Here is a 1150-nt window from a genome sequence, read left to right as displayed (position 1 = left end):
GCATCGCCTCCCATACGCTGCGTCTGTATTGACGGCATGCCGCCGGCGACGAGGGTGACGTTTGGCTCTACGTCGAAGATCGCTGGCAGGTCCGGGCCTGATATCGAGAACGCCATCACGAACGTGGTGAAATTCGCGCCGCCGGTGAGGTCGATTGTGGCATCGTCGGCGCCCGTCGCCGTTTGCAGCGGCCCCGCCAAGTTGGACACGCCTTCAGTCGGAAACGCGCAAATGGTGCCGGAGAATGCTGTCCCCGGCGCGCACTGGAAGCCCATGAAGCCGGTGGTGCCGGGGACGCCCCCATAAAGCAGGGTGTCGCGGCCGTTCAGGGTCACGCTGCCCAACAGTGTGAGCGGCGTGTCGTCGTACCAGGTGACTGTGGGTGGGTCGTCGGCGGTGACCGAGCTATTAGCCGTCCCGATCATCGCCACGAACCCGAAACTGCCCTCGACAGCGGGCATAATGCCGAAGGTTTTCTCGGCCACAAGCGCGCTGCTGCCCCATGAGAACATCGCGCCGCCCCTCAGGCTCTTAGACATTTGGGCTTTTCTCCTCACCGTTAGCGGTAATCACAGACCGAGCCGCTCCACGGTCTCGGCCGCGGACTCGGCACGAAACAGCACCCGGCCATCAGGCGACACCAACGCTGTTTGCATCGGCCGGCCAGCTTCCAACCGCGGCCGCGCCCACTTCGGCAACAGATACGCCGGCACATCAACCGGGCGCCGAGCACGCATCTGTTCCAACCACCGCTCGAAGATCGGCGTCGGCGTCACCTTGTTCGCGCGGTGGGTGCTCAGCTCGGTCTCGATGGCTTCCATGACCGCCTCGTACACGCCGCTGCGGCGGCCCACAGCCTCGTCGTCGATGATCGGCATTACGCGCCCCGCTTCGACCGTGGCGTACCCCAACGCTTCTGCGCCGCGTCCCGGTGCTGTGGCGACTTCGCCACCGGCAGATCGCCGATCTGAATGCGAGCCAGGTGGTCAGCGACCACCTGATCCTGAAGCCGGATCTCAGCCATCAGCTTCGCCGCGATCGACGCCCGCTTCTCGCCGCGCAACTCGGCGTTGAGAAGGCTTTGCAGCTTGGCCACATGATCCGCGGCACGCACCGCAGCATCCACATGCTGCTGCTCACGCTCATCCCA

Annotated in this window: 3 protein-coding genes; all 3 read right to left on the bottom strand. The window is 65.0% G+C overall.

All coding sequences use genetic code 11. The annotated features are described in order from the left end of the window. Nucleotides 1-539, bottom strand: a 539-nt coding sequence (locus BST11_RS26800) for a hypothetical protein (RefSeq protein ID WP_142276617.1), incomplete at its 3' end; no start/stop codon positions are given. Nucleotides 540-569: 30 nt separating this feature from the next. Then, complete coding sequence (locus BST11_RS26795) at nt 570-878, bottom strand: hypothetical protein (protein ID WP_083141170.1); 309 nt, start codon at nt 876-878, stop codon at nt 570-572. Next, on the bottom strand, nt 878-1150 hold a 273-nt coding region (locus tag BST11_RS27805; protein ID WP_083141169.1), incomplete at its 5' end, for a hypothetical protein. The genes BST11_RS26795 and BST11_RS27805, both read right to left, overlap by 1 nt.

The organism is Mycobacterium alsense, assembly GCF_002086635.1.
In the GTDB taxonomy this organism is placed as follows: Bacteria; Actinomycetota; Actinomycetes; order Mycobacteriales; family Mycobacteriaceae; genus Mycobacterium; species Mycobacterium alsense.
This window is presented reverse-complemented; position numbering and strand designations above follow the sequence as displayed.

Bases quoted from the DNA above. Each gene is read 5' to 3' on its own strand.
- BST11_RS26795 (WP_083141170.1), bottom strand. From the start codon at position 878: ATGCCGATCATCGACGACGAGGCTGTGGGCCGCCGCAGCGGCGTGTAC.